A 20,937-nucleotide genomic window follows, 5' to 3' on the forward strand; every position below is an offset into this window, starting at 1 on the left:
GTTAAGAAAGGAGGTCCATGATTCATGGCAGCAAGATTGAAAGAACGCTTTTTGAACGAAGTAACACCTGCTTTGATTCAAAAATTCAACTATACAACAGTTATGCAAGTGCCTAAAATCGAGAAGGTCGTTATCAACATGGGTGTGGGTGACGCCGTAGCCAACTCGAAGGTGCTGGATTCTGCGGTAAACGACATGCAGCTGATCGCCGGACAAAAACCGGTTATCACTCGCGCGAAGAAGTCGATCGCAGGCTTCAAACTCCGTGAGAACATGCCGATCGGTGTGAAGGTAACCCTTCGCGGCGAGCGCATGTACTATTTCCTCGACAAGCTGTTCAACGTTACGCTTCCGCGTGTCCGTGACTTCCACGGGGTATCGACGAAAGCGTTCGACGGACGCGGTAACTACACGCTCGGTCTCAAGGAACAATTGATCTTCCCTGAAATCGAGTACGATAAAGTTGACAAGGTACGCGGTATGGACATCGTTATCGTAACGACGGCAAAAACCGACGAAGAGTCCCGCGAACTGCTGGCCGGACTCGGAATGCCTTTTGCGAAGTAAGCATTGTTTCTATTCTCCGAAACTATCTAGGAGGTGTCAGGCTAAGTGGCAAAAACTTCGATGAAAGTTAAACAGCAACGCACTCCGAAATTCAAAGTACGGGCTTACACCCGTTGCGAGCGTTGCGGTCGTCCACATTCGGTATTGCAAAAGTACAAAATTTGCAGAATTTGTTTCCGTGAATTAGCTTATAAAGGCCAGATTCCTGGCGTGAAAAAAGCAAGCTGGTAATCCATCAACAACGGGAAGGAGGTTTACACGTATGACTATGTCAGATCCAATTGCAGATATGCTTACTCGTATTCGTAACGCGAACACGGTTCGCCACGAAACAGTAGAACTGCCTGCGTCCTCGATCAAGAAACAAATCGCTGAAATCCTGAAGCGTGAAGGTTTCATCCGTGACGCAGAATATATCGAAGATAACAAACAAGGGCTCATTCGTATTTTCCTGAAATACGGCCCGAACAACGAACGCGTCATCTCCGGACTTAAGAGAATCAGTAAGCCAGGCCTTCGCGTTTACACGAAGAGCAACGAAGTTCCTCGTGTTCTCGGCGGACTGGGTATCGCGATTATCTCCACTTCCAAGGGAGTCATGACCGACAAGGAAGCTCGTCAGGCGAAAGCCGGCGGCGAAGTTGTCTGCTACGTTTGGTAATTAACGTCACAAAACAAGGAGGTGCAGCAAATGTCTCGTATTGGTCGCAAACCAATTACAGTACCAAGTGGTGTGGATGTCACACTTGATAATAGCGTCATTACGGTAAAAGGACCGAAAGGTACTTTGACCCGTGAACTTCATAAGGACATCAAGGTTTCGGTTGAAGACAACCAAATCCTCGTGGAACGTCCTTCTGACAACAAATTGCATCGTTCCCTGCACGGCACGACCCGCAGTGTAGTGAGCAACATGGTGAGCGGAGTAACCGAAGGTTTCTCCAAATCCCTCGAACTGGTTGGCGTCGGTTACCGCGCAAGCAAATCCGGCGAGAAACTGGTTCTTAACGTGGGATACTCCCATCCGGTAGAAATCACTCCGGAACCGGGCATCGTATTTGAAGTTCCTACGAATACGAAGATCGTCGTAAGTGGGATCAACAAAGAGCGCGTAGGCGAATATGCTGCAAAAATTCGCTCCGTGCGCGAACCTGAGCCGTACAAAGGCAAAGGGATTAAGTACGAAGGCGAACGCATCATTCGTAAGGAAGGTAAAGCCGGTAAGAAGAAATAAACCTCTTCTTAGCGGACCCATCCTTTTGGCGTCTTGATTGGAACGGCTTGTGAAGGTAAACCGAAGGGAGTGAAATGGAAGTCATGATTACTAAAGGCGATAAGAACAAAGCCCGTCTGAAAAGACATTTGCGTGTACGGAAAAAAATCCAAGGAACGGCTGAACGTCCAAGACTTAACGTATACCGTTCTTCCAAACATATCTACGCTCAACTGATCGACGATGTAGCAGGTGTGACCATCGCATCCGCTTCGACGATCGACAAAGAGCTGAGCAGTGAAATCGGCAACGGCGGTAACGTAGAATCCGCTCGTAAGGTTGGCGAATTGATCGCAAAACGCGCTCAAGGCAAAGGCGTTAAGAACGTAGTATTCGACCGCGGGGGATATCTGTACCATGGACGGATTCAGGCACTGGCTGACGCAGCCCGTGAAGCAGGCCTGGAATTCTAAAATATTTTAAAAGGAGGTTAACGACTTGCGTGTAGATCCGAACACTTTAGAACTGACTGAAAGAGTTGTAAACATTAACCGCGTAGCTAAAGTAGTTAAAGGCGGACGCCGTTTTAGCTTCAGCGCGCTCGTGGTTGTCGGCGACGGCAATGGCTGGGTTGGCGCCGGTATCGGTAAAGCAGGCGAAGTTCCTGATGCGATCCGCAAAGGAATTGAAGATGCTAAGAAAAATCTTGTGCATGTTCCACTCGTAGGAACGTCGATCCCTCACCAAGTAGTTGGTCATTTCGGTGCTGGCCGTGTGCTTCTGAAACCGGCATCCGAAGGTACCGGGGTTATCGCTGGCGGTCCTGTTCGTGCGGTACTCGAACTGGCAGGCGTTGGCGACATTTTGACAAAATCTTTAGGTTCTTCGAATTCCATCAACATGGTCAACGCGACTCTGGAGGGCTTGTCCCGTCTGAAACGCGCTGAGGATGTTGCGAAATTACGCGGTAAATCCGTCGAAGAACTTCTCGGTTAAGGAGGGAATCTCATGGCTAAACTGCAAATTACCCTCGTGCGTAGTTTGATCGGTCGTCCGGAGAACCAACGTACTACCGTGAAAACTTTGGGACTTCGCAAAATTAACCAATCCGTGGTTCACAACGACAATCCGGCCATCCGTGGCATGGTGAATCAAGTAAGCCACCTGGTTTCGGTTCAAGAAATCGCGGAATAATTCCAAGCACAAGCTGCGAAACGTCGCTTTGAGTCGATCAAGATAATCCGTCTATCGGATTATCGAGATGCTCAAATGCCAACAATATATAAGGAGGTGCAACGAACGATGAAGTTACATGAGCTCTCCCCAGCTCCAGGATCCCGCCAAGAGCGTAAGCGTGTGGGCCGCGGTACTGGTAGCGGTATGGGTAAAACATCTACGCGTGGTCACAAAGGTCAAAACGCTCGTTCCGGCGGTGGTGTGCGTCCGGGCTTCGAAGGCGGTCAAAACCCGTTGTATCGTCGCTTGCCAAAACGCGGATTTACAAATCCTACGCGGAAAGAGTACGCGATCGTGAACATCGAGGAACTGAACAGCTTTGCAGCGGGTACGGAAGTAACTCCTGAACTGTTGTTTGAACAAGGAATCGTGAAGAACGCGAAAAGCGGAATCAAGGTTCTGGGTAACGGTGAAGTTACTGTCAAACTGACAGTTAAAGCGAATAAGTTCTCTCAATCTGCGGTAGAGAAAATCGAGGCTGCCGGCGGTAAAACCGAGGTGATCTAATGTTTAAAACCATGAAGAACATTTGGCACGTTCAGGACCTGCGCAACCGAATTCTCTTCACCTTGTTCGTTTTCATTATTTTCCGGATCGGATCTTTCGTTCCGGTTCCGGGCGTTAACGCTTCGGTTTTTGAAAACATGAACGGTGCAGGGAGCGAATTGTTCGGGCTCTTGAACACTTTCTCGGGCGGCGCTCTTCATAACTTCTCGATTTTTGCGCTCGGGATTATGCCGTACATCACGGCGTCCATTATCGTTCAGCTGCTCTCCATGGACGTTATTCCGAAGTTTGCGGAATGGGCGAAACAAGGGGAACACGGCAAGAAGAAAATGGCCCAGGTTACCCGTTACGGTACGGTCATCCTGGCGATCATTCAAGCCTTCGCGACATCGATCGGCTTCAACCGGATGTATAATGTCGAAATGGTGCCTAACGCCACTTTCGCCGATTATCTGGTCATTGCTATCGTGTTGACGGCCGGTACGTCGTTCTTGATGTGGCTTGGTGAGCAAATCACCGAGAAGGGGATCGGCAACGGGATCTCGCTCATTATCTTTGCGGGGATCGTTGCAGGGATTCCGGGTCATATTCAATCGATTGCCCAGTCGGAGTTTATCGTGGAAGGCCAAACCTTCATGAACGTGGTGAAGTCGATTGCGATCGTGCTCGTTTTCGTGTTGATCGTAATTGGGGTTATCTACATCCAGCAGGCGATCCGGAAAATTCCGGTTCAATATGCCAAACGGGTGGTAGGTAACAAAATGTACGGTGGCCAGAACACTCACATTCCGCTGAAGATTAACGCAGCGGGCGTGATTCCGGTTATCTTTGCGGTATCGCTCCTCCAGTTCCCGGTCGTGATCGCCAGCTTCTGGGCGACGCAGCCTTGGGCTCGCTGGATCAGCAGTAACTTGTCCCACGACCGTCCACTCGGTATGGTGCTTTATGTGATTATGATCATCGGCTTTACGTTCTTCTATACATTCGTACAGATGAACCCGCAGCAGATGGCGGATAACATGAAGAAAAACGGGGGATACATTCCGGGGATTCGCCCGGGGAAAACAACCGCCACGTATCTCACTCGGGTGCTCACCCGTTTGACGATGACGGGAGCGATCTTCCTTGCGGCTATCTCGATTCTTCCGGTAGGCCTTGGCGCTTTGGCTAATTTGCCGCGTACCGTTCAAATCGGCGGCACCTCGATCCTCATCGTGATCGGTGTTGCGCTGGATACGATGAAGACGATCGAAAGCCAATTGATCAAACGCCACTATAAAGGTTTTATCAATAAGTAAGCGATAGGTTCCAGGGACGAGCTCGCAAGTAGAACTCACCTGGCGCCTATTGTTCTGTTTTTGCAGTTCAGTGAGTCTTGGAGGGAGTGATAGACATGAACATTCTATTCATGGGACCTCCTGGAGCAGGAAAAGGAACACAAGCAGAGGTCATCGTCAATGAATTCGGCATTCCACACATCTCCACCGGTGATGCGTTCCGCCTTGCGATCAAACAGCAAACGCCTGTAGGGATCAAGGCGAAGGAATACATGGATCAAGGGCTTCTGGTGCCTGATGATGTTACGGTCGGTATCGTTCGCGAGCGTCTTCAGCAGTCCGATTGCGAAAAAGGTTTCTTATTGGACGGATTTCCAAGAACCCTTTCGCAAGCGGAAGCGCTGGAAGAACTGCTCGGCGGATTAGGTAGAAAACTGGATCATGTCATCAACCTGAAGGTGGACCGTAACAAACTGCTGGCGCGTCTTACGGGACGTCGCATTTGCAAATCTTGCGGATCCACTTATCATGTGATCTTTAATCCTCCTGTTCAGGAAGGTGTTTGTGATAAGTGCGGCGGCGAGCTGTACCAGCGTTCCGACGATAACGAAGAGAGCGTGGGAACTCGACTCGACGAATATATCAACAAAACGGCACCTCTCCTCACGTTCTATGAAGATAAGGGCCTGCTGCGTCAAGTAGATGGTGAACAGGAAATTGGAACGGTTTCGAAAGAAATCGTATCTATACTGCGAGGTTAGGTGTAATGATCATTTGTAAATCCGAAACGGAACTGGGCTTTATGAGAGAAGCAGGGCGGATCGTAGCGGAAACGCACAGGCTCATGGCGCAATCGATCGAGCCTGGGATTACGACCGGAGAACTCGATCAAATCGCCGACAAGTTCATTCGCAGTCAAGGCGCTGTGCCGTCTTTTAAAGGTTATAACGGTTTTCCTTACAGCATTTGCGCTTCGGTCAACGAAGAATTGGTACATGGATTTCCCGGCAAACGCAAATTGAATGAGGGCGACATCATCACACTTGACATCGGCGCTGAGTACCGGGGATATCACGGAGATTCGGCTTGGACCTATCCGGTCGGTACGATTTCGGAGGAAGCCCAGCGGCTTCTGGAAGTCACCGAAGGATCGCTGTATGCCGGTCTTGCGCTCGTCAAACCGGATGTACGCTTGTATACCATTTCGCATGCGATCCAGCAGCATATTGAAAATGCCGGTTTCTCGGTAGTTCGGGAGTATGTCGGTCACGGCATCGGCTCCGAGCTGCACGAAGAACCGCAAATTCCTAACTACGGCACCCCGGACCGCGGGCCGCGGCTGAAGCCTGGCATGGTCCTGGCCATCGAGCCGATGGTCAACGCCGGCAAGCGGTACGTTAGAACGCTGGAAGATGATTGGACGGTCGTTACAGTGGACGGTTCATTGTGTGCTCATTTTGAGCATACCGTTGCGGTAACCTCGGATGGTCTGGAAATTTTCACAAAACTGGATGCGTAGGTGATGGCAGTGAAACAGCTTCCGGAACCTCAAATCGGGCAAATCGTGAAAACGTTGAAGGGAAGAGACGCCGGATCCGCTTATGTCATCGTCGGGATCGTGGATGAGAGATTCGTCCTGATCGCGGATGGGGACAAACGAAAGTTTGACCAGCCTAAGCGGAAAAATGTACAGCATCTTGAACTTCAATCGATGATCAGCAGCGAGGTCATTCATAGTTTGCAGGAAAGCGGACGGGTCACCAACGGGAAATTGCGGCATGCCGTGAACGTTTATATGGAATCCGCCAAACCGAATGCTGAAGAGAAAGGAGAATGACAGTGGCCAAAGAAGATGTCATTGAAGTCGAAGGTACGGTGATCGAACCGTTGCCGAACGCTACTTTTCGAGTAGAGCTGGAGAACGGACATCAAATTCTCGCTCACGTTTCCGGGAAGCTGCGCATGCACTTTATCCGGATTCTGACGGGAGACAAAGTGGTAGTACAATTGTCCCCTTATGACCTTACTAAAGGTCGTATTACGTATCGTAAATAGATTCCAATACCAATTGGAACAAATATGTGTTATGATATTCAGGTTGAGTAATCGATGAGTTGAGAAATTCGTTTTACATCTGTAAAACTTAGTTCATAGTTCATCCTTGCAAGAGAGTTTTGCTTCGCAAAGCTGGGCATATGCTCTCGAAGTCAGTTTTACATCCGTAAAACTTAGTTTATCCTTACGAAGAGAGTTTTGCTTCGCAAAACTTAGCAAATGCTCTCGAAGTCAGTTTTACATTCGTAAAACTTTTAGGAGGTAATCAACATGAAGGTAAGACCTTCTGTAAAGCCCATTTGCGAAAAATGCAAAGTCATTCGTCGCAAAGGCAATGTCATGGTGATTTGCGAAAATCCGAAGCACAAACAAAAACAAGGTTAAAGAAGGGGGTGTAGCGTAAAATGGCACGTATAGCTGGTGTGGATTTGCCACGTGATAAACGCGTTGAGATCGCCTTAACTTACATTTTCGGAATCGGTAAAACGACTTCTCAGAAAATCCTGGCTGAAACAGGCATCAATCCGGACACTCGTGTTCGTGATTTGACGGAAGATGAGGTTAGCAAACTACGCGAAACGATCGACAAGACGGTCAAGGTGGAAGGTGACCTGCGTCGTGAAATTTCCTTGAATATTAAACGTTTGATTGAAATCGGCTGCTACCGTGGTGTGCGTCATCGTCGCGGATTGCCGGTTCGCGGACAACGTACTAAGACGAATGCCCGTACTCGTAAGGGTCCTCGTCGTACTGTAGCGAACAAGAAGAAATAAGAAGGGGGGATAACAGACAATGGCTAAACCAAAAAAAGTCGTACGTACGAAACGTCGTGACCGTAAGAACATTGAATCTGGTGTGGCACATATCCGCTCCACCTTCAACAACACGATCGTTACAATTACGGATCCGCACGGTAACGCAATTTCCTGGGCCAGCTCCGGCGGTCTTGGTTTCAAAGGTTCCCGTAAATCCACTCCGTTCGCCGCTCAAATGGCTGCGGAATCCGCTGCGAAAGCGGCTATGGAACATGGCATGAAGAGCGTCGAAGTTATGGTTAAAGGTCCTGGAGCCGGTCGTGAAGCCGCTATCCGCTCCTTGCAAGCTGCAGGCCTGGAAGTAAACATGATTAAAGACGTGACTCCAATTCCTCATAACGGATGCCGTCCTCCGAAACGTCGTCGTGTATAATGAAGTTTCCTTTTGTGTGGTATAACAACATCATCGTTTGGTAACAATGGTTGTTTAGGCATACTACATGATAGACTTCAGTAAACATGACGGTTTTTCAAGGAACGACGTTTTGAAGGAGGGGTAATTTCGTGATAGAAATCGAAAAGCCGAAAATCGAGACCGTAGAAGTTAACGATGAAGGCACCTATGGGAAATTTGTAGTAGAACCACTTGAGCGTGGATATGGCACCACACTGGGCAACTCGCTTCGCCGGATTTTGCTCTCTTCTCTGCCGGGTGCTGCGGTAACCTCGGTCCAAATCGATGGTGTTCTGCATGAATTCGCGACGATTCCGGGGGTTATGGAGGACGTCACGGAAATCATTCTGAACCTGAAGGCTCTCTCGCTGAAAATTCACTCCGATGAAGAGAAGATTCTCGAAATCGATGCTGAAGGCGAAGGGGTCATCACAGCAGGAGATATCCGTGCGGACAGCGATGTCGAAATATTGAATCCGGATCTGCATATCGCAACGCTGGAACCGGGTTCGAGACTTCACATGCGCATCTATGCCGGCCGTGGTCGTGGTTATGTTCAGGCAGATCGGAACAAACGAGATGATCAACCGATTGGTGTCATTCCCGTCGATTCGATCTATACCCCGATTGCTCGCGTCAATTACGTTGTAGAGAATACACGTGTTGGCCAAGTGACCAATTACGACAAGCTTACGCTTGAAGTATGGACCGATGGCAGCATTAGACCTGAAGAAGCGGTAAGCCTCGGTGCGAAGATTCTGACCGAGCATCTCTTCCTCTTCGTGGGACTCACGGATGAAGCGAAGGACGCCGAAATCATGGTCGAGAAGGAAGAAGACAAGAAAGAGAAAGTGCTTGAAATGACGATTGAAGAGCTCGATCTTTCCGTCCGCTCCTATAACTGCCTCAAACGTGCCGGTATCAATACGGTACAAGAGCTCACAACCAAGACCGAAGAAGATATGATGAAGGTCCGGAATCTCGGGCGTAAATCTTTGGAGGAAGTTCAAGAGAAACTTGAGGAACTTGGTTTGGGTCTACGTACGGAAGAATAGACTGCTTAATCGTTCTAGCGAAGGAGGGAAAACTCATGGCATACCAAAAGTTGGGCCGCGATTCCAGTGCGCGTAAAGCTTTGTTCCGTGACCTGGTAACCGACCTGTTCTTATACGAGCGCATCCAAACGACTGAGGCCAAAGCGAAAGAAGTTCGTTCGATCGCCGAGAAGCTGATCACTAAAGCAAAACGCGGTGATCTGCATGCCCGTCGTCAAGTGGCTGCTTATGTTCGTCGCGAATCGATCGACGGCGAGCAAGACGCAATCCAAAAACTGTTCTCGGAGCTGGCTACGCGCTATTCCGAGCGTCCAGGCGGATACACCCGTATCCTGAAACTGGGACCACGCCGCGGCGACTCCGCCCCTATGGTTTATCTGGAACTGGTAGACCGGGCGTAATTCGGGGATATCCCCAACCACAGTTAAACTCTCTGAGACTCGCCGTATATGGCTTGGCTGCGGAGAGTTTTTCTATGCCCGTGAGGTATTCCAAAGAAGGGGGTTGCCGCATGCGCAATCTGCTGATGACGCTAAGTTATGACGGTACCCACTATTTTGGCTTTCAGACCCAGCCTGGCGGAAATACCGTGCAGGATCATCTGGAGGAAGCCATTCGCCATTTGACGGGGGAAGACGTGAAGATCCACGGCTCCGGCAGAACGGATGCAGGCGTACATGCCCGGGCCCAAACCTTTCATTTTACGACGGCTTCGCAAATTCCGGTGGAGCGCTGGCGCCATGCCCTGAACGGACGACTCCCCTCCGATATCCGCATTACGTCGGCGGTGGAGGTGCCTCTGTCGTTTCACTCCCGGCGGTCCGCAAAACGAAAAACATACCGGTACAGCATCAACGGCAACCGGGTGTTCGATGTGTTCAACCGCCAATACCAGCTTCATCATCCGGGGCCTTTGGATGTGGTGGCCATGCGGGAAGGGTTGAAATACCTGGTGGGGACGCATGACTTTACCTCATTCGCTTCCAGGCACTCGACCAAGCAGAGCCATGTGAGAACGATCTATGAAGCCCGGATCGAGGTGGACCACGGCCTTGATGGTGCCGGCACCCATGAGCAGGGGATACTTCATATCTACCTGACGGGTAACGGTTTTTTGCAGCATATGGTGCGAATCATCGTAGGAACTTTGCTTCAGGTAGGGGAAGGGAAGCGGAAGCCGGAGGAGATGAAGAGCATTCTGGAGGCAAGGGATCGGGCCGCGGCGGGGCCGACGGCGGAGAGTAAAGGGCTCATGCTCTGGAGTGTAGAGTATGAGGACTTGGCGGAGGCTCCCGATTCTGCGGCGAAATCTTAAATTTTAACGAAACTCCTAAACTTCTCATACGTAACAATACGAAAGCGGAATGCTACAGCATCTATATAAGTTGAACTAAAGAATTAGCAATAGGCAAGAGTGTAAAATGATTCTGGAGAAGCTACAAGCTTTCTGAAAGAAAGCTGGCATCGGAAGCATAAGCTACAGCTCGCCTTTGTGATCGGATTTCAACCTTTATAAATATTTAATTAGAAATTTGGGAGCAACAGCGATCGGAAGAACATTTCACACGGTTGCCCCACATGCAAATCAATAGTTCAATTTATATAGCAAATAAAATTATAGAACCTTAGGAGGGCTTTTACCCAATGAAGTGTCCTGTATGTCATGACGTGCGTATGAGAGAAGTAGAAAAAGACGGAGTTCTGATCGATGTATGTCCCGATTGCAAAGGCGTGTGGCTGGATCGCGGCGAATTGGAGAAGCTGATGAATGAGGTGCGGCAAATCCGCCCCGCTTTTAACGAATGGTATGAGCGTCATGACCGGGAACCTTCCTATGAGCGGAGGGAGAAGGAGACCCGGTATGCGGATCCGAACTACGATCACCGGCCTTCCTCGAAGCCCGATCCTAGATCGCCGCAACCAGGCTATCACCAGGGGTATCCGCAAGGGCATTATAAGCACAAGAAGAAGAAATCGGTCCTGGACGTGTTCGGAGATCTGTTCGATTAAAATGGAGTGTTTTTTGCAAGAAAAAGACTTGCGCAACCAGGCCTCATCCTGTAAAATAAAAGTTGTGTTTTCTTAACGGCTATCCCACAGCCCCCAGTTAGGAAAACCGCATAGCAGTAACATAAGAATGAACAAACATGTATATAACGACGATGAAACATAAATGGCAGAAAGCGGTCTTGGTACCCGAAGAGCCAGATCGTTTTATGCATTGACGAACCATTTCGAACGATAATGAAGGAGGATCTTTTAAATGCGTACCACCTATATGGCGAAGCCAAGCGAAGTAGAGCGCAACTGGCACATTGTTGATGCCGAAGGCAAAACGTTGGGCCGTTTGGCAAGCGAAGTAGCTGCACTGATCCGCGGCAAGCACAAACCACAATTCACTCCACATGTTGACGGCGGCGACTTCGTCGTAGTCATCAATGCCGAGAAGATTGCTCTGACCGGTAAGAAAATGGAGAACAAGAAGTACTATCGTCACTCCCTGCATCCAGGCGGTTTGAAAGTGACAGTTGCCAAGGATCTTTTGAACTCGAAGCCTGAACGTGTAATTGAGTCGGCTGTACATGGCATGCTGCCTAAAACTCGCCAAGGCGAGAAAATGAAGCTGAGACTGAAAGTCTATGCCGGCACGGAGCATCCACATGCAGCACAAAAACCTGAAGTTTACGAACTTCGCGGATAATTAAAAGGGAGGACAGTTTCATGGCACAAGTACAATACTATGGGACAGGTCGTCGTAAACATTCGGTAGCTCGTGTTCGCCTTGTACCGGGTGAAGGACGCATTGTCATCAATAAACGCGATATCAATGAATATTTCGGTTTGGAAACCCTCAAACTGATCGTTAAACAACCTTTGAGTTTGACGGAAACGCTCGGCAGCTATGACGTTATCGTCATCGCTCACGGTGGCGGCATCTCCGGTCAAGCCGGCGCCATCCGTCACGGGATCGCTCGCGCTCTGCTGAAAGCAGACCCAGAGTTCCGTGGTTCGTTGAAGAAAGCAGGATTCCTGACTCGTGACCCACGGATGAAAGAACGTAAGAAATACGGTCTCAAAGCCGCTCGTCGCGCGCCACAATTCTCGAAACGTTAATATTGCAACGAAAGCCTTCGGCCTATATTGGGCCGGAGGCTTTTTTGTCTAAGAAAACACTATTACCCATCAGACAACCTTGATCACATAAAATTCCTGCGATTCTGCAGGAATTTTTGACGAAATCGGCTTGTTTCTCTAAAATCACTAGAAATACCTGTAGATTTACATTTTTTTTCGCATCCGCTCAGGAATCGGCCTAAATACCTGCAGATTTGCATCTTTTTAGAGTTGGATGGGTTGGAAGGACGGTAGGCACTTTGATTTTCGTAAGCTAAATATGATTTAACGAATCCTCGTTTTCTCCTACCACGATGTCTGATGAGACACAAATTCGACCGGGGGTCAGGAAAGCTTATAGCTATGAGTAAAAATCCTTTGGCCCACCACCCTTTTCCCCAGCCAGCAAAAATGTAATTCGGCTTTAGATACAAAACACACTGTCTGGGGCCTGCTCCCAAAACGTGAGGCAAGTGAGACACCTTCAGGAGAATGTAACCATCTCAAAAGATTTGGTAACTGTCCTGGAGGTTTTTTTTCGGGAGCATGGCCCGCATAAGAACACATATGGATTATAGAGTAAAGGCGTTATTAGATATCACGAGACAAACGTCTAGATAATATTATGCCAATATAAAAACAGATCAGGTCATATTATTACGGGTTGACTTCTCGGGAGAAACCCCTATACTAAAAATTATAATTCAAATCTGTTTAGTAGGTATTAGGTCTAATTCATATGACGAACGTCTTTTACTATTATGCTTTTTATAAATGGAGGGGCGAGTAAAGATGAATTTGCTTGAAAAAGAAGCACTGATCACTACGAAGGCGGAGGAGCTCGAATCGGCAACTCCCCAGGAAGTGATTGCTTGGGCGGTTGAAACGTTTCCGAACATTACTTTTGCCTGTAGTTTCGGAGCGGAGGATGTCGTGATTGTCGATATGTTACAGAAGATCAGTCCGTCCACGGATGTGTTTTATTTGGATACGGACTTCCATTTTAAAGAGACGTATGAAACTCGCGATGCGATGGCCGAGCGCTACAATTTGGATTTTGTTCGGGTTTCGCCCGAAATAACACCGGAGGAACAGGCGGAGCGGTATGGCGACGAGCTGTGGAAATCCGATCCGAACGCTTGCTGCAATATCCGTAAGGTAGAGCCGCTGACCAGAATACTTTCGCAATATGATGCCTGGATCACCGGGATCCGCCGGGATCAGGCCCCTACGCGCGCCAACGCCAAAAAGATCGAATACGACGTCAAATTCGGCCTCGTCAAATTTAATCCGCTGGCCAGTTGGACCAGTGAAGATGTATGGAATTATATACGGGAAAATGATGTGCTATACAACCCGCTGCATGACCGGAACTATCCGAGTATCGGATGCGAACATTGCACCCGTCAGGTGATGCCGGGCGAGGATCCGCGGGCAGGACGTTGGGCGGGTTCGGAAAAGACGGAGTGCGGACTGCATAAATAATTCAGCACAAGCTGGGATAAGGGGAGAAATGAGATGACGGCAATTTTACCGCATGGCGGCAGTTTGATCAATAGGCTGGCTGCCGGGGAAGAACGGGAGCGCCTGTTGCAAGAGGCGGAGAAACTGCAGACCATATCCATCAACAAATGGAGTATTTCCGACCTGGATCTGATTGGTGTTGGAGCTTTTTCTCCACTGACCGGCTTTTTGAACGAAGAGGACTACCGCTCCGTTGTTAAAAATATGCGGCTGGCGAATGGAACGGTATGGAGCATTCCGATCACGCTCTCGGTCAGCGAGGAGGATGCGGCTCAAATCTCCATAGGGGAGACCGTGGCTCTTACCGGCCAACATGATGGCGTTATCTACGGTCTTTTAAAAGTAGGCAGCATCTATAAAGTGGATCAGCGTGAAGAAGCGGTGAATGTGTTTAAAACGGACGATCCGGAACACCCCGGTGTAAAAAAACTGTTTGAACGCTCCCCGATTTATGTAGGCGGAGAGGTGACGGTATTGAACCGCCCGCAGCCCGAACGGTTCGGCGAGTTCTATTTCGACCCTGAAGAAACCCGGCGCATCTTTGCGGAGAAGGGGTGGAAACGGGTTGTCGGCTTTCAGACCCGCAATCCGGTGCATCGGGCTCACGAGTATATTCAGAAGAGCGCGCTGGAGATTGTAGACGGGCTCTTCCTCAATCCGCTTGTCGGGGAGACAAAGTCGGATGACGTTCCGGCCGATGTGCGGATGAAGAGTTATCTGGTGTTGTTGGAGAACTACTATCCGCAGGATCGCACCTTCCTGGGGGTATTCCCCGCGGCGATGCGTTATGCGGGACCAAGAGAGGCCATATTCCATGCCATGGTGCGGAAAAATTACGGATGTACCCATTTCATCGTCGGCCGCGACCATGCCGGGGTAGGGGACTACTACGGGACTTATGAGGCCCAGGAGATCTTCTCCAATTTTACCGCAGAGGAATTGGGCATCTCGCCGCTGTTTTTCGAGCACAGCTTCTTCTGTACGAAATGCGGAAACATGGCGTCGAGCAAAACATGTCCACACCCGAAAGAGGATCATATGACTCTCTCCGGGACGAAAGTAAGGGGCTTGCTGCGCGACGGGATTTGTCCGCCGCCTGAGTTTACCCGTCCGGAGGTAGCCAAGGTTCTGATTGAAGGCATGAGTCACCAGGTCATTATATAGTACAGCTTAATTTAAAAGCCTTGCATGGCTTTCGGCATATTTGTCCACCTCGTCCCATATGATGATTAATGTCATTATGGACGGAGGTGGATTTTTTTATGGACTCCCAAGATAAAGTGACGGTGTGGATTCCCCTCGGTCACATCAAGAAGGCGGTGATCGGACTTTGCCTGTTGGCCGTACTGGCGGGGTTGGCGATATATGAAAGGCCTGCGGCAAAAGTATGGAATTACTGGAGTCTCCCGCTCGCGGGCCGGAAGATTGTACTGGACGCCGGACATGGAGGTCAGGATGGGGGGGCGGTCAGCAAGCAAGGACTGATCGAGAAGAATATCAACCTCGCGGTGGCGTTGTATTTGCGCGACTATTTGCAGCAGGCCGGTGCCATCGTTGTGATGACCCGGGAAGTCGACAAAGACTTGGCCGGAGCCGAGACAAGAGGGTACAGCAAGCGGAAAACAGAGGATTTGAAGCAGCGCGTCCGGTTTATCGAGGAGCAAGAAGCCGACTTATTTATAAGCATTCACATGAACAGTGTGCCTTCCGAACGTTGGCGCGGGGCGCAGACGTTTTACTTTTCGAACAACGGCAATAGCGCCGCCTTGGCGGATTTGATCCAACAGGAATTACGGCGGAATCTGGAGAATACGGACCGGGTCGCAAAAGTTTCCGACAAGCCGGTATATGTCCTTCAGGCTTTGAAGATCCCCGCGGCGCTCGTAGAAGTAGGCTTTCTCTCCCATCCGGAAGAATCCCGGTTATTGGGGGATGAGGGCTACCAGCGCAAAGTGGCGGCTTCCATTTACCAGGGCCTTTTGAGGTATGCCTCCGGGGAAGGGGCGGGAAAATCAGCGGACAGCGACAAGTAATGATATAATAAATGTCATAATAGACGTAGTTACTTATATCATATAAAGTCGAGGTGCTGTCATTGATAACGAAGGAGCAGCTGGAAGCGGTGCTGCGGCCTGTCGCAGAACCCGCGTTACGTCGGAGTCTTGTCGACTTGCAGTGGATTCGGGATATGATGATCAAGGAAGATAAAGTCTCCCTCACCGTCGTTTGCCTGGGTAAAGACGAGGCATCACAGCAGTCAATCGAAAAAGAAATCCGGTTTCGTTTGGCCGAAGCCGGCATCTCTCATGTGCATCTCCGCTTTCGCGAAGCGTCGGAGCAGGAGAGAATGAACGCGGGAGCGGAGCCGGCCGAGACCGGCCCATCTTCGAAGGGATCCGCATCCGCTCAAGCGGCGGAAGGACCGGGGCCAGTAAAGGGTCATGGCGCCGGATTGGAGCATCTGCCGATTCTGGATCCCGAGTCGGGCGTGCATTTCATAGCCATTGCCAGCGGAAAAGGCGGGGTCGGGAAATCGACCGTTACCGTCAATCTGGCGGCGGCATTGGCCAGACAAGGGAAGCGGGTCGGTCTGATCGACGCGGACATTTACGGTTTCAGCGTGCCGGATATGATGGGAATCGAGACGGCCCCCACCGTGCAAGAAGGGGCGATCATTCCGGTAGAACGGTTCGGCGTCAAAGTGATGTCCATGGGCTTTTTTATCCAGGATAACAACCCGGTTATTTGGCGCGGTCCCATGCTGGGGAAAATGCTTCGGCAGTTCTTTAACGACGTAAATTGGGGCGAACTGGATTACATGCTGCTTGATCTGCCGCCGGGAACCGGCGATATCGCACTGGATGTGCACCAGATGATTCCGCAAAGCCGGGAGATCATCGTGACCACCCCGCATGCCACAGCGGCCTTCGTCGCGGCCAGAGCTGGAGCGATGGCGCTTAAAACCGAGCATGAGGTATTGGGGGTCATCGAAAATATGGCGTACTACGAATGTTCGGCATGCGGGCAGAAGGATTATATTTTCGGACGGGGCGGGGGCGCGCGCCTTGCGGAAACGCTGCACACCGAGCTATTGGCGCAAATTCCGGTCAGCGCGCCGGACAACCACCCGGCCGAGCCCGATTTCTCCCCTTCCGTGTACAAAGCGGACACGCCTGCCGGACAGATTTACGGCGAGGTGGCTTCGCAAATCATTGCGAAATGTACAAAAGACTGACCCGGGGTCAGTCTTTTTTGTACATTCAGCTTCGGATGATGACTAGGCTCCGCCGCCCCCTTGGCCGCCACCGCCTTGGCCACCGCCGCCCCCACCTTGTTGGGTGCCGCCGCCTTGCCCGCCTTCTTCACCAGACTTAGGGGCCTTTTCCACCTTCGGCTGAAGCTGCTCTTGAACGACGGTTTTCAGTAAGTCCATGACTTCCATTTTGAATAAAGGACTTTGCATGGCTTCTTGCATTACAGTCATGGACTGTTTACGGAAATCCGAAGTCTTCGTCAAATCCAGAAACATCTTCATAACTTCCGGCGATTTCATAATTTCGCTGACGGATTTTTGATACGTCGGATCTTTAATCAGCTCCATATGCATTTGCTTGCTCTGCGTATTGATCGCCTTGGCAAAATCACCGGCAAACTTCGGGTCCGTCATAATTTTCTCGAATTCCTTTTTATATTCAGGCGAGGTGATCGTCTCTTTGACCGCCATACGGATTTGGTCGGAGGATTGTCCCGGAAGAATCATCTTGATCCCCATCGTGCCCCCTCCACCGGACCCGCCGCTCCCTGAACCTCCTCCGGATCCGCCACCGGATCCGCCTCCGCTTTCGTCGCCACCGGATTCACCGCCACTACCGCCACCGGACTCACCGCCCCCCGATTCGGAACCGCCGCCTCCGGAACTGCTTTGGCCGCTTAAGGCTTCGTAGATGGCCTTTTTGCCGTCTTCGGTTTTCAGGATATCAATGACCATGGATTTGGTGTCTTTATAGCTGACTCCGCCTTGCGATGAGGAGGAGCTCTGTTCAGAACCGCAGGCCGCCAGCGGAAGAGTGAATAAACATAAGATGCACACAAACCATCGATAACCCTGCCACTTCATGGTTCCTTCCTCCTTATGCTTGTCGCTGGTCATTAGTATGCGGTCTGAAAAAAGGAATTATCCAACCGAAAACCATGGTTTTTTACCGGGATCGTTGGTAAAATATTTCGTTAGTGGGGGTGTCGCGGTTGAACTTAAAAAGATGGCTTTATTTGTTTTGGACGACCCTGGTCGTCGGTGCCGCAGGTTCTTTGATTGTAGGTCTGCTGCTGCAATGGACAAGCACGGTCGAACTTAAAGGAACGGCGGATTTTCTTGTGAATGTCGGCATCCTGCTCGGCGTTGGCATCATGGTCAGTGTTTATTCCCAAATGGGCTTTTTTGCGTATATGATGGTAAACTACATGGGAAACGGTGTTTTTTCCCGCAGAACCTGGCTGTACGTTCAAATTGTACTTACCGCGCTTGCGCTCCTGGAGTTGATGTTTTTCCGCGCGTTTGTGGGCGGGGAGAGCAGAGGGGCGTCGGATATGGTTCTTGGCCTGATATTGCTCGTTATAGCTGTTGGGGTTGCTTTTTTAAAAGCGAGGATGACGAATGCTACGGCCTGGGTACCGACTTTATTCTTTATGATTGCGGTTACGATCGTGGAAACGGTCGGTGTGCTCAAAATCGGAGTGGATCAGGCGACGGCATGGATAGCGGCACCGCTGATCGCTTGCAACGCATACCAAATTCTGATTTTGCACCGCATATTGCAGCCTAAGAACGCATAAACAAAAAAAGAAGTCCGGATGATCCGAACCGGGCTTCTTTTTCCTTTTTTACATTCCCGCCGCCGTATCCACCTGCTGCCATATCCAGGCTTGATCCCTCACCTGGTTTCCCTTCAGCCCGGCTTCCTGGAGCAAGTCGGAGACCGTAACGAATTCGTAGCCTTTTTTGCGGAGCTCGTCGATAATGATCGGCAGCGCTTCGTGCGTCTGCTTGGCGGAATCGCTGGCATGGAACAGGACGATATCGCCGGGGTGCGATTTGCTGACGACTCTTTTTACAATCGTATCGCTTCCTTTGTTCATCCAGTCCTGGGAATCCGTATCCCATTGGATGACTTGGTAGCCAAGGTCATGGGCAACTTTCAGCACGCGTTTGTCAAAATCGCCGTTCGGCAGCCGGAGCAAATTTGGTGCTTTACCTGTTACATCGGTTAAAATAGTATGGGCCGATCTTAGCTGCTTGGTGATTTCCTCATCGCTCAGTTCGCTGTAATTGGTGTGTTTGTGGCCATGGCTCCCGATTTCGTATCCTTGTTTTTGGATGGCTTTGACGATATCCGGGTGGCTATTGCTCCATGGGGAGGAGAGGAAGAAGGTCGCCTTCTGAACATTTTTGTCCTTAAGGACTTTAAGGATCGGTTCTGCGCGTTTATCGCCCCAGCTGATATCGAAAGTCAACGCGATGACCTTGCGGTCGGTGGATACGCTGTAAATGGCCGTCGGGCTGCTTTCTTCGGAGAAGACGGTAATATGGCTCTGTTCCACGTAGATTACACCTGCCGTAAACAGGGCTGCCGCGAAGAGAAAAAAGAACCTTTTGATCTTCTTCCCGTTCAGGACATAGAAGAAATTGTTCATTGGATGATGCCCCTCTCGTCATCAGAATAAATTTACTCCGCTTGTCTAATGTATGCTCGTACCTTTTTGCTTTATGACTTTGATTAGGAGGCTTATGCATATGCTTTCACCTCGATTATTTTTTCTGGACCTTAGGCGCTATAAAAAAGCGATGTACTTGTCGCTGGCTCTGTTCGCAGTCGGTATCCTGCTGGGGACGGCGGGTTCTGAAACCATTGCCGGATTGGTGGCCCCGGATATCGCGAAGCTTCAGGAATACAGCCGCGAGCTGTCGCAGTCCGCAATGCCGGAGCTGAGCTTTTTTAAGTTTATCTTCTTGAATAATGCGATAAAAAGCGTAGCTGTGATTGTTCTCGGAGCTTTGTTGGGAATCATGCCGGCTATCTTTCTGCTGATGAACGGTATGGTCCTGGGTCTGGTAGTGTCGCTTGCCGCCGCACAAGGAGCGGACCTGTTTGAGCTTGTCGTGTTGGGTTTACTGCCGCATGGCATTATAGAGATTCCCGCGATTTTGGTAGCGGCGGGGTTCGGCATGCAGTTCGGTTATGTTGTGCTCAAGGGATTAGGTGAATTGGGAGCCAGAGATCGGTCGGACCGGACCGTGAATTGGAAGGATTTTTTTGCTTCGGCGGGTAGGGGAGCTTTTTGGATTGTGGTATTCCTTCTGATAGCGGCAGTCATAGAAAGCACGATAACTTATCACCTTATGAGGTGAAGTGTCATAATTTTCCCGGAAAGTGAGCATAACAGTAAAGCGGTTCAAAAGAACGGGTTTATACGGGCGGGGAAGAGGTTAAACAATAAATACCCAGGAAATGTAAGGTCATTCGCTGCCGCCATACGTCCTAACTTAGTCCTTGTAAAAATCGCAACTATCGATGAAGAGGAGCTGTTATGCCATGCTGGGAATGCTGTTTAATGAAAAGGAATGCAAGGAACTTGATTACGTGCTTCGAAAAGAACTGGACGAAATGCTGCTTGATTTAAGCGATCAACGGCTGGACCGTGAAATTAGACGGGCTATCGCTAACCGGTATAAGACGGTATTTCGGATGTATGCCAGATTCGCCCCTTCCAAAGAGCTCTCCAAATATGCTAGACGTATTGTTTTATAGATTTCGACGGATGGGGAAATTTGGGTTTGACATTTTCTTCGGGGATGTGGTAAATTATCAAACGTTCCGCTTTTTCGGGACAACGTAGTGAGCATCGTTCGAAGGTAGGATTTGGAACAAAAAAACTTTCGAAAAACTCTTGCAAAAACCTAGCTGACTATGTTATATTATAAAAGTCGCCGCTGAAACAAAGCGATGACGAAATGACGAAGTTGATCTTTGAAAACTGAACAACGAGTGAGTATTTATGAGAATTAAAATTCTCGTCAGTTTTTCTAAATGAGCAAGTCAAACACTTTATTGGAGAGTTTGATCCTGGCTCAGGACGAACGCTGGCGGCGTGCCTAATACATGCAAGTCGAGCGGAGTTAATC

At 49.8% G+C, this 20,937-nt stretch carries 31 protein-coding genes and 1 rRNA gene; 30 read left to right on the plus strand and 2 right to left on the minus strand.

What is annotated here, in order from left to right; all coding sequences use genetic code 11:
• The first annotated feature begins 24 nt into the window (after nt 1-24).
• From rplE to LBW89_RS24785, 26 genes are all read left to right on the plus strand, one after another.
• The gene (gene rplE, locus LBW89_RS24660) at nt 25-567 is read left to right on the plus strand and encodes a 50S ribosomal protein L5 (protein WP_148458038.1); all 543 of its coding nucleotides are present in this window, start codon (nt 25-27) and stop codon (nt 565-567) included.
• A 45-nt stretch (nt 568-612) separates the two neighbouring features.
• Entirely contained in the window at nt 613-798 is a 186-nt protein-coding gene (locus LBW89_RS24665) for a type Z 30S ribosomal protein S14 (protein ID WP_009226651.1), read from the plus strand.
• Between the two features lie 31 nt (nt 799-829).
• Nucleotides 830-1,228, plus strand: coding sequence for a 30S ribosomal protein S8 (gene rpsH, locus LBW89_RS24670; protein ID WP_148458039.1), 399 nt, complete (start codon nt 830-832; stop codon nt 1,226-1,228).
• 30 nt (nt 1,229-1,258) lie between these two features.
• Nucleotides 1,259-1,801: a 50S ribosomal protein L6 gene (gene rplF, locus LBW89_RS24675; RefSeq protein WP_148458040.1), complete on the plus strand. Its 543-nt coding sequence runs from the start codon at nt 1,259-1,261 to the stop codon at nt 1,799-1,801.
• Between the two features lie 83 nt (nt 1,802-1,884).
• On the plus strand, nt 1,885-2,253 hold the full coding sequence (gene rplR, locus LBW89_RS24680) for a 50S ribosomal protein L18 (protein ID WP_148458041.1): 369 nt from the start codon (nt 1,885-1,887) through the stop codon (nt 2,251-2,253).
• A 25-nt stretch (nt 2,254-2,278) separates the two neighbouring features.
• Complete coding sequence (gene rpsE, locus LBW89_RS24685) at nt 2,279-2,776, plus strand: 30S ribosomal protein S5 (protein WP_018753978.1); 498 nt, start codon at nt 2,279-2,281, stop codon at nt 2,774-2,776.
• A 12-nt stretch (nt 2,777-2,788) separates the two neighbouring features.
• Nucleotides 2,789-2,974, plus strand: coding sequence for a 50S ribosomal protein L30 (gene rpmD / locus LBW89_RS24690; RefSeq protein ID WP_148458042.1), 186 nt, complete (start codon nt 2,789-2,791; stop codon nt 2,972-2,974).
• Nucleotides 2,975-3,082: 108 nt separating this feature from the next.
• Nucleotides 3,083-3,523, plus strand: a complete 441-nt coding sequence (gene rplO, locus LBW89_RS24695; protein WP_148458043.1) for a 50S ribosomal protein L15 — start codon at nt 3,083-3,085, stop codon at nt 3,521-3,523.
• Complete coding sequence (gene secY / locus LBW89_RS24700; RefSeq protein ID WP_148458044.1) at nt 3,523-4,821, plus strand: preprotein translocase subunit SecY; 1,299 nt, start codon at nt 3,523-3,525, stop codon at nt 4,819-4,821. Before rplO ends, secY begins: the two co-directional genes overlap by 1 nt.
• Nucleotides 4,822-4,916: 95 nt before the next feature.
• Entirely contained in the window at nt 4,917-5,561 is a 645-nt protein-coding gene (locus tag LBW89_RS24705; protein WP_148458045.1) for an adenylate kinase, read from the plus strand.
• 5 nt (nt 5,562-5,566) lie between these two features.
• Nucleotides 5,567-6,319 carry a type I methionyl aminopeptidase gene (gene map, locus LBW89_RS24710; protein WP_148458046.1) on the plus strand — a complete coding sequence of 251 codons (753 nt, stop codon included), beginning with the start codon at nt 5,567-5,569 and terminating at the stop codon, nt 6,317-6,319.
• 3 nt (nt 6,320-6,322) lie between these two features.
• Nucleotides 6,323-6,637 (plus strand): KOW domain-containing RNA-binding protein, encoded by a 315-nt coding sequence (locus tag LBW89_RS24715; protein WP_148458047.1) that lies wholly within the window; start codon nt 6,323-6,325, stop codon nt 6,635-6,637.
• Between the two features lie 2 nt (nt 6,638-6,639).
• Nucleotides 6,640-6,855, plus strand: a complete 216-nt coding sequence (infA, locus tag LBW89_RS24720; protein WP_007132547.1) for a translation initiation factor IF-1 — start codon at nt 6,640-6,642, stop codon at nt 6,853-6,855.
• A gap of 270 nt (nt 6,856-7,125) precedes the next feature.
• On the plus strand, nt 7,126-7,239 hold the full coding sequence (gene rpmJ, locus LBW89_RS24725; RefSeq protein ID WP_003333770.1) for a 50S ribosomal protein L36: 114 nt from the start codon (nt 7,126-7,128) through the stop codon (nt 7,237-7,239).
• A gap of 20 nt (nt 7,240-7,259) precedes the next feature.
• Nucleotides 7,260-7,628 carry a 30S ribosomal protein S13 gene (gene rpsM, locus LBW89_RS24730; RefSeq protein ID WP_148458048.1) on the plus strand — a complete coding sequence of 123 codons (369 nt, stop codon included), beginning with the start codon at nt 7,260-7,262 and terminating at the stop codon, nt 7,626-7,628.
• Nucleotides 7,629-7,647: 19 nt separating this feature from the next.
• Complete coding sequence (gene rpsK, locus LBW89_RS24735) at nt 7,648-8,043, plus strand: 30S ribosomal protein S11 (protein ID WP_018753969.1); 396 nt, start codon at nt 7,648-7,650, stop codon at nt 8,041-8,043.
• A 131-nt stretch (nt 8,044-8,174) separates the two neighbouring features.
• Nucleotides 8,175-9,119 carry a DNA-directed RNA polymerase subunit alpha gene (locus tag LBW89_RS24740; RefSeq protein ID WP_148458049.1) on the plus strand — a complete coding sequence of 315 codons (945 nt, stop codon included), beginning with the start codon at nt 8,175-8,177 and terminating at the stop codon, nt 9,117-9,119.
• 35 nt (nt 9,120-9,154) lie between these two features.
• A complete protein-coding gene (rplQ, locus tag LBW89_RS24745; protein WP_114498952.1) occupies nt 9,155-9,520 on the plus strand; it encodes a 50S ribosomal protein L17 in 366 nt (121 codons plus the stop codon).
• A gap of 110 nt (nt 9,521-9,630) precedes the next feature.
• Entirely contained in the window at nt 9,631-10,434 is an 804-nt protein-coding gene (truA, locus tag LBW89_RS24750; protein ID WP_148458050.1) for a tRNA pseudouridine(38-40) synthase TruA, read from the plus strand.
• A 329-nt stretch (nt 10,435-10,763) separates the two neighbouring features.
• Nucleotides 10,764-11,129, plus strand: a complete 366-nt coding sequence (locus tag LBW89_RS24755; RefSeq protein WP_148458051.1) for a zf-TFIIB domain-containing protein — start codon at nt 10,764-10,766, stop codon at nt 11,127-11,129.
• Nucleotides 11,130-11,382: 253 nt separating this feature from the next.
• On the plus strand, nt 11,383-11,820 hold the full coding sequence (gene rplM, locus LBW89_RS24760) for a 50S ribosomal protein L13 (protein WP_148458052.1): 438 nt from the start codon (nt 11,383-11,385) through the stop codon (nt 11,818-11,820).
• A 20-nt stretch (nt 11,821-11,840) separates the two neighbouring features.
• A complete protein-coding gene (gene rpsI, locus LBW89_RS24765) occupies nt 11,841-12,233 on the plus strand; it encodes a 30S ribosomal protein S9 (RefSeq protein ID WP_148458053.1) in 393 nt (130 codons plus the stop codon).
• 792 nt (nt 12,234-13,025) lie between these two features.
• Nucleotides 13,026-13,718, plus strand: a complete 693-nt coding sequence (locus LBW89_RS24770; protein WP_225040702.1) for a phosphoadenylyl-sulfate reductase — start codon at nt 13,026-13,028, stop codon at nt 13,716-13,718.
• 33 nt (nt 13,719-13,751) lie between these two features.
• Nucleotides 13,752-14,921, plus strand: a complete 1,170-nt coding sequence (gene sat, locus LBW89_RS24775) for a sulfate adenylyltransferase (RefSeq protein WP_225040704.1) — start codon at nt 13,752-13,754, stop codon at nt 14,919-14,921.
• Between the two features lie 98 nt (nt 14,922-15,019).
• Nucleotides 15,020-15,790 (plus strand): N-acetylmuramoyl-L-alanine amidase CwlD, encoded by a 771-nt coding sequence (cwlD, locus tag LBW89_RS24780; protein WP_225040706.1) that lies wholly within the window; start codon nt 15,020-15,022, stop codon nt 15,788-15,790.
• 62 nt (nt 15,791-15,852) lie between these two features.
• Nucleotides 15,853-16,992 (plus strand): Mrp/NBP35 family ATP-binding protein, encoded by a 1,140-nt coding sequence (locus LBW89_RS24785; protein WP_148458057.1) that lies wholly within the window; start codon nt 15,853-15,855, stop codon nt 16,990-16,992.
• 42 nt (nt 16,993-17,034) lie between these two features.
• Here the strand turns inward: LBW89_RS24785 and gerD are convergent, their stop codons facing one another.
• On the minus strand, nt 17,035-17,874 hold the full coding sequence (gene gerD / locus LBW89_RS24790) for a spore germination lipoprotein GerD (RefSeq protein WP_148458058.1): 840 nt from the start codon (nt 17,872-17,874) through the stop codon (nt 17,035-17,037).
• Between the two features lie 128 nt (nt 17,875-18,002).
• Here gerD and LBW89_RS24795 point away from each other — a divergent pair, with 128 nt between their 5' ends.
• Nucleotides 18,003-18,590 carry a KinB-signaling pathway activation protein gene (locus LBW89_RS24795; RefSeq protein ID WP_148458059.1) on the plus strand — a complete coding sequence of 196 codons (588 nt, stop codon included), beginning with the start codon at nt 18,003-18,005 and terminating at the stop codon, nt 18,588-18,590.
• Between the two features lie 48 nt (nt 18,591-18,638).
• Here LBW89_RS24795 and pdaB read toward each other — a convergent pair whose 3' ends face one another.
• A complete protein-coding gene (pdaB, locus tag LBW89_RS24800) occupies nt 18,639-19,448 on the minus strand; it encodes a polysaccharide deacetylase family sporulation protein PdaB (RefSeq protein WP_148458060.1) in 810 nt (269 codons plus the stop codon).
• 100 nt (nt 19,449-19,548) lie between these two features.
• On the opposite strand from pdaB, the gene LBW89_RS24805 reads away from it, so the two are divergent.
• From LBW89_RS24805 to LBW89_RS24815, 3 genes are all read left to right on the plus strand, one after another.
• Nucleotides 19,549-20,163: a stage II sporulation protein M gene (locus tag LBW89_RS24805; protein WP_148458061.1), complete on the plus strand. Its 615-nt coding sequence runs from the start codon at nt 19,549-19,551 to the stop codon at nt 20,161-20,163.
• 184 nt (nt 20,164-20,347) lie between these two features.
• Nucleotides 20,348-20,563, plus strand: a complete 216-nt coding sequence (locus LBW89_RS24810) for a hypothetical protein (protein WP_148458062.1) — start codon at nt 20,348-20,350, stop codon at nt 20,561-20,563.
• 297 nt (nt 20,564-20,860) lie between these two features.
• A 16S ribosomal RNA gene (locus LBW89_RS24815) occupies nt 20,861-20,937 on the plus strand; the annotation flags it as partial.

The organism is Paenibacillus sp. alder61, from assembly GCF_020179875.1.
GTDB lineage: Bacteria > Bacillota > Bacilli > Paenibacillales > Paenibacillaceae > Fontibacillus > Fontibacillus faecis.

Excerpts from the sequence above, each read along its gene's own strand:
- rplE (WP_148458038.1), top strand. The coding sequence starts at position 25 with ATGGCAGCAAGATTGAAAGAACGCTTTTTGAACGAAGTAACACCTGCT.
- rpsH (WP_148458039.1), top strand. The coding sequence starts at position 830 with ATGACTATGTCAGATCCAATTGCAGATATGCTTACTCGTATTCGTAAC.
- rplF (WP_148458040.1), top strand. The coding sequence starts at position 1,259 with ATGTCTCGTATTGGTCGCAAACCAATTACAGTACCAAGTGGTGTGGAT.
- rplR (WP_148458041.1), top strand. The coding sequence starts at position 1,885 with ATGATTACTAAAGGCGATAAGAACAAAGCCCGTCTGAAAAGACATTTG.
- rpmD (WP_148458042.1), top strand. The coding sequence starts at position 2,789 with ATGGCTAAACTGCAAATTACCCTCGTGCGTAGTTTGATCGGTCGTCCG.
- rplO (WP_148458043.1), top strand. The coding sequence starts at position 3,083 with ATGAAGTTACATGAGCTCTCCCCAGCTCCAGGATCCCGCCAAGAGCGT.
- secY (WP_148458044.1), top strand. The coding sequence starts at position 3,523 with ATGTTTAAAACCATGAAGAACATTTGGCACGTTCAGGACCTGCGCAAC.
- LBW89_RS24705 (WP_148458045.1), top strand. The coding sequence starts at position 4,917 with ATGAACATTCTATTCATGGGACCTCCTGGAGCAGGAAAAGGAACACAA.
- map (WP_148458046.1), top strand. The coding sequence starts at position 5,567 with ATGATCATTTGTAAATCCGAAACGGAACTGGGCTTTATGAGAGAAGCA.
- LBW89_RS24715 (WP_148458047.1), top strand. The coding sequence starts at position 6,323 with ATGGCAGTGAAACAGCTTCCGGAACCTCAAATCGGGCAAATCGTGAAA.
- rpmJ (WP_003333770.1), top strand. The coding sequence starts at position 7,126 with ATGAAGGTAAGACCTTCTGTAAAGCCCATTTGCGAAAAATGCAAAGTC.
- rpsM (WP_148458048.1), top strand. The coding sequence starts at position 7,260 with ATGGCACGTATAGCTGGTGTGGATTTGCCACGTGATAAACGCGTTGAG.
- rpsK (WP_018753969.1), top strand. The coding sequence starts at position 7,648 with ATGGCTAAACCAAAAAAAGTCGTACGTACGAAACGTCGTGACCGTAAG.
- rplQ (WP_114498952.1), top strand. The coding sequence starts at position 9,155 with ATGGCATACCAAAAGTTGGGCCGCGATTCCAGTGCGCGTAAAGCTTTG.
- truA (WP_148458050.1), top strand. The coding sequence starts at position 9,631 with ATGCGCAATCTGCTGATGACGCTAAGTTATGACGGTACCCACTATTTT.
- LBW89_RS24755 (WP_148458051.1), top strand. The coding sequence starts at position 10,764 with ATGAAGTGTCCTGTATGTCATGACGTGCGTATGAGAGAAGTAGAAAAA.
- rplM (WP_148458052.1), top strand. The coding sequence starts at position 11,383 with ATGCGTACCACCTATATGGCGAAGCCAAGCGAAGTAGAGCGCAACTGG.
- rpsI (WP_148458053.1), top strand. The coding sequence starts at position 11,841 with ATGGCACAAGTACAATACTATGGGACAGGTCGTCGTAAACATTCGGTA.
- LBW89_RS24770 (WP_225040702.1), top strand. The coding sequence starts at position 13,026 with ATGAATTTGCTTGAAAAAGAAGCACTGATCACTACGAAGGCGGAGGAG.
- sat (WP_225040704.1), top strand. The coding sequence starts at position 13,752 with ATGACGGCAATTTTACCGCATGGCGGCAGTTTGATCAATAGGCTGGCT.
- cwlD (WP_225040706.1), top strand. The coding sequence starts at position 15,020 with ATGGACTCCCAAGATAAAGTGACGGTGTGGATTCCCCTCGGTCACATC.
- gerD (WP_148458058.1), bottom strand. The coding sequence starts at position 17,874 with ATGAAGTGGCAGGGTTATCGATGGTTTGTGTGCATCTTATGTTTATTC.
- pdaB (WP_148458060.1), bottom strand. The coding sequence starts at position 19,448 with ATGAACAATTTCTTCTATGTCCTGAACGGGAAGAAGATCAAAAGGTTC.
- LBW89_RS24805 (WP_148458061.1), top strand. The coding sequence starts at position 19,549 with ATGCTTTCACCTCGATTATTTTTTCTGGACCTTAGGCGCTATAAAAAA.
- LBW89_RS24810 (WP_148458062.1), top strand. The coding sequence starts at position 20,348 with ATGCTGGGAATGCTGTTTAATGAAAAGGAATGCAAGGAACTTGATTAC.